A 10,492-nucleotide genomic window follows, 5' to 3' on the forward strand; every position below is an offset into this window, starting at 1 on the left:
ATGCAAACGGTAATTTGACAAAAGATTTAAATAAGAACATTGTTGACATTCAATATAATTGTTTAAATTTGCCTAGTCGGATAGTATTTAAGAATGGAGACAACATATCTAATGTCTATAGTGCCGATGGTACTAAGTTGCGCACGGTGCAGGTTATTGGCGGAGACACGTTGATAACGGATTATTGTGATAATGCGATCTATGAAAACGGGGTGTTGGTTCGGTTGATGACCGATGTAGGGTATATTACTTTGGCTGATACTACCTACCATTATTTTATCAGGGATCATCAGGGCAATATTCGTGTCGTTGCGGATGAGCATGGCAATGTGGAGGAAGTGAACGATTATTACCCTTTGGGTGGATTAGTGTCTGCAAGTTCCCGGCGTAGTGTCCAGCCGTATAAGTATAACGGGAAAGAGCTGGAGACAGCGGGCGGACTGAACTGGTATGACTATGGTGCGCGGCGGTATGATCCGGTGCTGGGAAGGTGGAACGGGGTAGATCCGTCCTGCGAGAAACACTACAGTTGGAGTCCTTATACTTATTGTAAAAATAATCCAGTGTTGAGGGTAGATCCGGACGGGAAGGATGACTACAGAATAAATGAAGTAGGTAAACTTTTTAGAATCCCGATAAACGGTTCTACTTATGATAGGTTGATTTACCCTAAAAGTGAGAATATTTCAATTGTTGTAAGTGATAAGGGGCTGCTTTTGGGAATGTATGCTATGCAAAAAGAGCAAGGAAATACAGGAAAGGGGTTTTACAATTCGACTACGAATCTTGATGATGCGGCGGCTGTCTTTAAATTTGCCGCAGACTACACGGGGGTAGAGTGGAAATTGGATGTGTATGATGATAATGGTGTAAAAACAGCTGTTGTCATAACAGACCAAAAGACACACAGCGTAGATAATGGGGCGGAAGCAAAAGAAAAACTTTACATAAATGGAGAAAAAGTTATAGATATTCATTCTCATCAGCCCGGAGGAACAAAAGGAGGAGCTGGCAATGATTTTAATTTGACCGAACCTAATCGTAAGAATGCAGTTTACATGAAAGATAATGGTATTCAAACAGATAGAAAAGGTATGTTGTATGAATATACCCAAAAGCAAAGCCGAGTGAAATCTGTTCCGATTCTTAATGATGATGATTTGTTACGTTATATAAAATCTAACTGATATGAAGAGACTAATATACATTATTACATTCATTTTATTAGGGGGGTGTGCGCTCCCCTCTCTCTCGTTAGAAGAAGTGCATCAACGTGTTGCAAGACAGGTCGAGCTATTGATAGATAGTGGTTATCTGACAATGCCCTATATAGAAATATATGAAATTGTCTCGAATGATTCCAATATTGTATATCGAATTGGAAGTTCCGACTCTCCTGCTTCTATGGATGCGGAATTGCCATCCCGAGTTGTGAGATATAAAGAGCGATATCTTTGTTTTATCGAATTGGATGAGCCGGAAATGACACGGAACGAATTATTTAAACGGAAAATTGTTTCGGATTCTGCGTTTCGAGAAAATATGTACTTAGGAGATACATGTTACTGGTTATTTGCTTGTCGAAAATATGAAAACGAACAGATTCTTGTGAAAATTGATGTTCCGCAAATTATCGGTCTTTCTGACTTTCCATATAAGAGTCTTTTTGATTATCCGGAGTTGTGGCCTTATTTTTCAGGAGGAAAACCGCATGGGGAATCTTCATTGATGGTGTTGGATTCACACAATCTTGTTATTTCGGAACCATATACTCGAGATCTTTATAGCCTTGAAACTGACAGTCTAAAACAGTATATTGAAAGATTCAGTGGGGAAATCTTTGTGAGGAACTTGGCAGATTCTTCTCTCACTCTTTCTTGTGGTTTAAATAGTAAAAAACATTATGTAGTTGTGAATGGAACAGATACTTTGAATCTTCATTTGAAGGATTCGTTGCCAATAGTAATTAAGGCACATGGATATAAATATTTAGAATATGATAGTGAATGTCCTCATTCATTTCTTCAGAAACTTCCGGAACACAACATCTGGATGTCAATGTATAAATTGTTCAGTGATTCTACTTTTTGTTTCTTACATATTGATGGAATATCTAGGAAATATAGGATAATGCATGATGATACACGATGGCAAAATTTTATGAAAGGGTCATTGTCTACAGGGATTAGGTTATTCTTTAATGAAAATATTGATGACAAGGAAGATAGGAGTCTGCGTTTTTTCAGATGTGCAAGATAAATTAGGAGTTAAAGGCGATAAAATTGTGGACCTTCATTCGCATCCGTATAATAAAGTAGCTTCTGATAATGATATGAAGAATTTGAAAATCAATACCCGAATGATCTGAGTTTATTTTAAGGATAATAAAACCCTTTATGAATATAATTCCGTAAGGAGTAACCTGAATTCTATAAAAATGAACTCCATGCTGGATTTAATTCGATATACATTTAGACAATATAATAAAAACCGATGAGAAGGAGTGCTTGTATTTTATTTATAAGGATGATGATTCTTTCAACCTTGGCATTTTCATGTCGGGGTTTGAATGATCGTAAGGTGGATCCCGTAGTCATTGCCCATGCCAAGGCGGTGATAGATTCGAATTTTCTGCACAGTCCCTATCTGCAGGTTGCTCAGTATGATTTCAATACAGCTTGGCTGTATATTTTTAGACCCGAGAGTTCTTTTTGGCTGGACACATGGAAAGAACGTGTAGACAATGGTTCCGAACTCCCAACCGACTTGATTGAATATAAAGGGAAATTTATATTCTTCTATCTTAGGAATAAAAAGCGATTGAGCGAGGAATTTCTTGACAAAATAATGAAGGAAAAGAAAGGAGAAAATTATAGAGAATTGGATACACATACACATATGGATACTTGTGGTATATGGGTATATTTTAAAGATAAACATTCAGCCAAGGCTGCATATACACATTGTGGCGATCGTCAACCCTTTTCTGCATACCCTGAATTGCGTTACTTCTTATGTAATGAACAGGATTCATCCGTCTATTATTCTCATATTATTGATATACGAATGTGGAAGCCGAATATATATGGAGCGGAAACCAAATACGGAAAATTCTCGAATCCCGATCAAATAGAATTTGACGTGAAAATATGTAACCGTACAGATTCGGCACTTTATATAAGTACGCGCCCGGAAGAGTATGGCCATTTTGTTTTTAAAGATGGTGAAAACTCTTTAAGTTTTCATGTAAGCGATGCGCGAGGTGCAGCTGAAGTATCTCCCGGAATGTATGAAATAACTCCCCATACCGACATTGTCTTAGGTTTATCCACAGAAAAGAGCCCTATTGTATTTAAGAATGTTCCTCGGAAGAAATATCCGGAGAAAATACATCAGATGGTTTATGATTCCGTATATTACCTTCCGACGCATGCTGTACCCCAAAGCGAGAAAAGGTATATTTGGAATAAAAAATTCAAGGTTTATCCCCTTTATCTTAATTCTTATTATTACCGTATAGATAGTGTGGAACATACTGTTTATTGGGATGGCGAGATAGAAGAAATTGTGGGGAGAAAGTTTAGAAGGTGAAGTCGTTGTTGATGAGGTCTGTATTATCCTCTCGCTTTTCTTTCTTGTTTTTCAGTGTGTTACCGATGGTTAAGAATTTAGTTAAGACACAATTTGAAAATCGCTTGTATGCGAAATGAAACAATTGTATCTTTGTTGTGTCGATAAGCTTACAGACAAAACTAAATTAATTATTAACACAAAAACCAATTCAATTATGCCAGTATTGTATGGACCCTTTCAGTCCGTTTTGAAAGACAAAAACGGAAAAAAACTATTCTATCCTCGCGTCTTGCGCGCAGGCAATGTAAGTACTTCACAAATCTCCAAGGAGATAGCTGCCTATTCGTCGCTTTCTCCGGGTGATGTAAAGAATACGTTAGACAACTTGGTGACAGTGGTAAGTCAGCATCTCCAGTCATCGGAAAGTGTAACTCTTGATGGCTTCGGGACTTTCCGTCTTGTCATGAAATCAAGTGGTAATGGTGTAGAGACTATGGAGGACGTTTCTGCCGCACAATCCTCATTAACAGTTCGTTTCCTTCCTTGCTCCACCCGCAACCTTGACGGCACTATGGCCACCCGTTCGATGGTGACTGGCGCGCGATGTGTTCGTTTTGACCGTGCCCCGGCATCTGCTTCGGGCGGTGAAGGGGAAGATCCGAATCAGAAGCCTGGTGGCGGTAGCGGTGAAGCACCGGATCCGGCAGCATAGTCCGTGAAGGAACATAACACAAAGACGACCGACTAAACAGAGCGTGGAATTTTAATTGATCCACCAATGATTAACTAGACTAGTAAACTAATTATCCACTGACATGCGAATTATTAACTTAATCGTGGTGCACTGTAGTGCCACGCAGGGGGATTGTACGCTCTCTCCGGAAGATTTGGACCGGTTGCACCGGCACCGCGGATTCAACGGAACAGGCTATCACTACTACATCCGCAAGGATGGAACAGTGCACCTCACCCGCCCTATAGAACGTATCGGAGCACACGCCAAAGGTTTCAACGCTCACTCGATAGGTATCTGCTATGAAGGTGGTCTGGACTGCCGGGGATGCCCGGCAGATACCCGGACTCCGGCGCAGCGGGCCACGCTCCGGCAACTCGTCGGGCAACTACAGGAAAAATTTCCCGGCTGCCGGGTATGCGGACACCGGGATCTTTCGCCGGATCTCAATGGAAACGGTGAGATAGAGCCGGAAGAGTGGATTAAACAGTGCCCGTGTTTTGAGGTGGCAAAGGAACTTGAGGAGTTTGCTATCAAAACAGAAAACACGGAAGAACACAGAGTAACACAACACATTAAAGAACAGAAAGGAGGTAAATGATGGCAATGAAGAAATCAGTATGGGATATGATCCTGAAAGTGGTTATCGCAGTGGCTTCAGCTTTGGCTGGCGTTTTGGGCGCTAACGCGATGAATCTGTAATTAGTTGAATTGTGGGACGTGCGCGCCGTCCCGCAATTTTGATGGTTAGATAATTTATTGAACGATAGATAATTAGAAATATAAAAATATTTATTAAAATGCAGAAAACAATATATATGCAGAAGATTTTTTTACTCATTGTAGTGACTTTCAGTTACTCAATTGCTATGGCGCAGCAGTTTAAGTCACCGGATGTGATACCGTCTTCTCCCCAAAGTCAGTTAATAGAAAATTTTTATGAAAAATATTTCAATAATGATATTTCAGCTCGTGGAGAAAAGACTATTGATATCAATTTATATGATATTGAAGTGAAAGGCCTCAATATTCCCATTAATATCTCATATAATACTTGTGGAGTCAAATATAAACAATCGTCTGGTGATGTCGGAGTGGGCTGGACATTATCCCCTGCCGCCAGAATATCTAGGACGATTATTGGCTATCCGGACGAAGCAATGAAAAGAGTGCCTACATTATTTGATGATTTAAATAAATTGAATAATCATATTGATGTAGACAAATATCTGTCTGCTTTTTCGTCTGGAATAATGGGTAATGTCTCCTATTTCTCTGTCGCATCGTGGGACCAGGGATGTGATATTTTTACATTTAGTACATTAAGCGAGAGTGGTCATTTTGTTTTTCCGGATCCGTCTACATTTGATAAGGTTGAAATCCTGGAAAAGATAAATTGCCAAATTACTCCTATCTTAACAGGAGGATTGCTGACCGGGTTTCAAATTGTTGATGGGCATGGTATTACTTATAATTATGGTGGTAATGCCAGCGAACATGTTCATGAGGACGCCTATCGAACGGATATATCGTCGGGAACTACAGGATGGGCTCTGAAAAGTATTGTAACGGCGAAAAATGATACGGTTCGTTTTGACTATGTCGGATATACGGACCGTTCTATTGCAGAGCCGGAATATAAGACGTTGTCTGTAAATGATTCTTACGCTTACCGTATGTACGTACAAGATGAAGGAGATGTCCAAGTACAACAAGAATATGAATTAAGCACTGCGCTGAATTTTAATATAACTTTACCCAACTATACAACTTTCTTATTGTCAGGGATTGAGGCGAATGGAATAAAAGTGAATTTCTTGCGTGCGTCGGCAGATGGCATTTACTCCAACGCAGTAGATAGTATAACCGTTGTCGATAAACAGTCTGGTGATATTATAAAACAAATCAACTTCTCATATTCCGGGATGAACAAACGACCGCATTTCTTTTTAGACAGGCTGGAAATGGATGGCCAAAAATATTATTTGTCATATTATACACCTTCTGACTTAGGATTGGGTGAATATGATAATACGCATTATACATCTGATTTATGGGGATATTATTTGTATTCTTCCACATCGTTGGATAAAGTGGATCTGCCTGTAATAAGCCGTGAATTTGTAGATGATAGTTTTGTGTTTTTTAAACCCGTTCCTGGAGCAAGCTTGTACGATGATGTCATCAAGAAGTTATCCCAGATTATTCCAAATGTGAATTTCAAAAATGATTCGGATAACATAAAAGCACATCTTTTTTCTCTGAAGAAGATATATTTTCCTACCGGTGGGTCACAAGAATTCATATATGAACCCAATGAGTATTTATTGAACTCCGCTCGTGTGAAGGGGGCCGGTATCAGATTGAGTAATGTTAAAACTTATGATGATAATGGCAATTTACATGAGCAAAGGTATAAATATGGAGAAAATGAGGATGGAATTGGTGTTCCTAGTTTTCATTTGAGTTGTGAAACCTTTGCAGATGTGAAACAGAACAGAATACAATATAGTACATCTCCAGGGCTTTATGATTATGTCTCATTTTGCTCACGTATTTATTCTCCGGTGGCTTTTGGAGATGCTAACATTAGTAGTAATTTTTTCGTAGAGTATCCGCAAGTACATGTATATAACAAACAGGAAAAAGGTGAAAATAAGATTTCGTATCTTTTTAACCTGCTTCAACCTCTTTACATAGATGTGATGCCTGAAAATACTAATGAGAAATATGTAGGAAGCCCTGATTTACTGAATAACAGGGGATGGAAATCTTATATACACAGATATCAATATGGAATAAAGACTAACATTGCATCATGCCGGTACTTTAATTCGGACGGACGTTTAGTTAAAAAGGAAGATTATACCTATTGTAGAAGCGCTGGTTTGGTTATGGACGGAGGAATTAAGATGGAGCAAGTTGTTATTCCTGTTTATCAGGATACGTATGATTTTGCTCATACGATCGAGCTTTCCAGGCCATCTCTTTTCAAATATATGACTTACTCGGTCATGTCCGGAAGGGATTTGTTGAGTAAGAAAGTCGTTAGTGAATATTTTGATGGGGGAACAGTTGTGTCAGAAGAAGGTTATGTCTATGATGATAAGAACCAGTTGATAAAAGTTATTCGTACCTCTCAAAATGGTGGTGGTGATTGTAGGATAAAGAATATAAAGTACCCCTATAACTATACAGATGCCATAAGTAATCTTATGGTAGAAAGGAATATGCTCGATTATCCGGTTGAAACTATAACCGAATATAATGGTGAGGAAGTTTATCGTGAACAGATAAAATATGGGCTGTATCAAAATCTGCTATTACCTGCTTATGTTGATATATCTCACGATGGACCCCTTGGGCTGAAAAGAGAAATGACTTATGTATCGTATGATAAAAAAGGAAATATATTAGAATATGTTGATAAAAATAATAATCATACCTGCTATATATGGGGATATAATTATAAATATCCTATAGCGGAAATACAAGGGGCGACATACGACTCTGTAAAAAGCGTTTTAGGTCATGAAAATAATGATTTATCCTATCTGCAAGGATATGGAGAATATCAATTAGAGCGTGAGCTAAATAAACTACGGATGGCTTTTAGAGATAACCATCCGGTCTTTATTAAAACGTTTCTGTATAAACCGTACGTCGGGGTTACTTCAATAACTACTTCTGATGGCTTTACTACTAAATATGGCTATGATCAGTTTGGGTACCTTAAAGAATCTTATTTGGAAAGAAACGGAAGAAAACAATTAATTCAGGAATTTAAATACAATTATAAGCTATGATAAAACAACTTCGGATCATAATATTATTAATATTGTTGGGTACAGGCACTTGTCTAACGGCACAAAATAATACTGTCACTCCTTTATTTGCGGGAGAAATCGGCTATCATCAATATTTTGGGAATGATATTCTACTTAAAGACGTAGTTTCTCCTTCAGGGGGGAACGGGACTTATTCTATATCGTGGGAATACCGGTATACTGATTCAAATGAATGGAGTGAGATTACCCGGCTTGCTCAATCTGACTATGAGGGGGGATGCTTGGTTTCATCCCAATACTTCAATACATACAGAGCGGAAGGAGTATATATCAGAAGAAAGGTTGTAAGTGGTACCTTGGTTGCATATTCTTCGGATATTAGAGTGAAAAGGCTCACAGAACCTTTGTCTTTCACCAATAGAGGCGGGGAGGCTTATATTGATCTTACCAAGCATTGTCCTTCGCTGCCCGGTGATTTTATCTGTACAGAGTTATGGCTTGGAGAAAATACATCTGATTGGTGTAGTTTCCTGTATACCGGATGGGAAAATACTGATCATCCTGCTACTGTAAAAATAGAAGTTAGGAGAAATTTTGGAGATCACCGTAGCGGGCAGATTGAACTTCTGTATCGTGGATTTTCACGTAATAGCAATTTTTCTGTAGACATGAGTAACTACCAGAAGTATAAAGTTACCGTAAAAGTTGAACAGAGCTGGAATTTTACCGATGATGTTTTCTTGTTGCTTTTACCTACACAGGAGGAACCTATTAATCCGGGTGAAACTTCTTATGGTGTTTGGGTGGATAATGATGGGATGAGGGATGATTTGTTCAGATGGTGGCAATACAGTCATGACCAGATACATTGGGTAGATGTCTTTGATGTACCGGATTTGAGAACAGTATATCAGCCGGGTCCGTTGTATCAAACCACTTATTTCAGAATGATGGCTAATGACGGGGTCGATGTATATACTTCGAATATTGTGTCTATAAAGGTGCGTGAGAAATTGAACCTTTCGTCAAAGAATTACATACATACGCGTACTTATACTACTCCGGATGGGATGGAATTCAGGGATGATGTTGAATATTTTGACGGTTTGGGACGTTCCATTGAAAATGTCAAAGTGAAGCATAGTGTTGATGATACGGATCTGTTGTCAATTACAGAGTATGATAAGATGGGACGTTTATTTAGAGAATGGCTGCCTGGGGTATCGGAATCCGGCAATTGTGGTGCATTTGTTGAAGCGGAAGAGTTGAAGAATAGTTCCGTCTTGTCTAATGGAAACGATGTTATGCCTTATACAAAAACGTTATATGAAAATTCGGCTATAGGGAAAGTGGAGAGCCGATATGGTCCGGGTATGGAATGGCATAATCGGGGAAAAGGGATTAATAGCAGATATTTAACAAATGTGTCTAAAGATACTACCTTGCTGGACTTGTGTGATTCATTGGTGTGCTTGCGTTATACCGTGCCGACTGATAGAACACGACTTTTTGTTAGTTGTGCAGGAACCTATGCTTCCGGGGAACTATATGTCGTAAAAGAGGTTGATGAAGACAATCATGTAAGGTATGAATTTACGGATAAAGAAGGAAGGATCGTGCTGACTCGCAGTATAAATGGTCATGAAGGAATGGATGACACATACTATATATATGATATATTCGGAAACTTACGGGTTGTTCTTCCTCCGATGTGTTCTGCCAATTTTTGTTCAGGTTCTCTTACGGATAGTGCTTCTGTTTTATCCGATTATGCTTTCTTGTATAAGTACGATACCCGTAACCGTTGTATTGGGAAAAAACAGCCTGGTTGCGAGTGGGTGGAATTAGTGTATGATCGTTGCGACCGGTTGATTTTTACTCAAAATGGAAAAGAACGGGCAAATAATGAATGGGCTTTTCATTTGGAAGATTTGTCAGGGCGCTCTGTGTTGACCGGTGTTTACCGCGGTACGCCTGATTTTCAGAATTGTGCTTCAGAGGATATTTATGCTGAATTTACTTCAAATACAGATTTGCCTTGCTATGGATATACTATTTATGGATTGCAGAATCATTATTTGGACATACAACAGGTTTATTTTTATGATACTTATGAATATCAGGACTTATTGCCGGATTCTTTGTCTTCACTATGGTATGTATTTGATAATAATTACGGGGAACGCTATGAGAATAGCCAGAGTTCACCTCATTGTAAAGAACAGCTAACAGGAAGTATCGTTCGAATATTGGGAACGGAAGAATACCAGTATGCCAGTTATTATTATGACTATTATCATAATCTGATTCAGGAACGTAAGACGACATCGGGTGGAAATAAGAAAGTAAATAAATCGCTTTTTAATATTCTCAAGCAGCCTGTGAGTGTCCGCTCGGA

Annotated in this window: 8 protein-coding genes; all 8 read left to right on the top strand. The window is 38.8% G+C overall.

Features of this window, described 5'->3' with window-relative positions; all coding sequences use genetic code 11:
- The coding region (locus tag I2I04_RS22720; RefSeq protein ID WP_317192954.1) for a JAB-like toxin 1 domain-containing protein at positions 1 to 1,187 on the top strand (1,187 nt) is incomplete at its 5' end.
- A 1-nt stretch (position 1,188) separates the two neighbouring features.
- On the top strand, positions 1,189 to 2,259 hold the full coding sequence (locus I2I04_RS22725) for an Imm65 family immunity protein (protein WP_195655920.1): 1,071 nt from the start codon (positions 1,189 to 1,191) through the stop codon (positions 2,257 to 2,259).
- Positions 2,260 to 2,493: 234 nt separating this feature from the next.
- The gene (locus I2I04_RS22730; RefSeq protein ID WP_195655921.1) at positions 2,494 to 3,591 is read left to right on the top strand and encodes a hypothetical protein; all 1,098 of its coding nucleotides are present in this window, start codon (positions 2,494 to 2,496) and stop codon (positions 3,589 to 3,591) included.
- Between the two features lie 196 nt (positions 3,592 to 3,787).
- The gene (locus I2I04_RS22735) at positions 3,788 to 4,285 is read left to right on the top strand and encodes an HU family DNA-binding protein (RefSeq protein ID WP_195655922.1); all 498 of its coding nucleotides are present in this window, start codon (positions 3,788 to 3,790) and stop codon (positions 4,283 to 4,285) included.
- 103 nt (positions 4,286 to 4,388) lie between these two features.
- A complete protein-coding gene (locus I2I04_RS22740; RefSeq protein ID WP_143256590.1) occupies positions 4,389 to 4,907 on the top strand; it encodes an N-acetylmuramoyl-L-alanine amidase in 519 nt (172 codons plus the stop codon).
- A gap of 5 nt (positions 4,908 to 4,912) precedes the next feature.
- Positions 4,913 to 5,008: a smalltalk protein gene (locus tag I2I04_RS22745; RefSeq protein WP_005681936.1), complete on the top strand. Its 96-nt coding sequence runs from the start codon at positions 4,913 to 4,915 to the stop codon at positions 5,006 to 5,008.
- 116 nt (positions 5,009 to 5,124) lie between these two features.
- Positions 5,125 to 8,112, top strand: a complete 2,988-nt coding sequence (locus I2I04_RS22750) for a hypothetical protein (RefSeq protein WP_223225810.1) — start codon at positions 5,125 to 5,127, stop codon at positions 8,110 to 8,112.
- Positions 8,109 to 10,492 (top strand): DUF6443 domain-containing protein (locus I2I04_RS22755; RefSeq protein ID WP_229127037.1); only part of this gene is annotated, 2,384 nt, incomplete at its 3' end. The genes I2I04_RS22750 and I2I04_RS22755, both read left to right, overlap by 4 nt.

Origin of the sequence: Bacteroides sp. 1001136B_160425_E2 (assembly GCF_015559655.1) — a bacterium.
GTDB lineage: Bacteria > Bacteroidota > Bacteroidia > Bacteroidales > Bacteroidaceae > Bacteroides > Bacteroides luhongzhouii.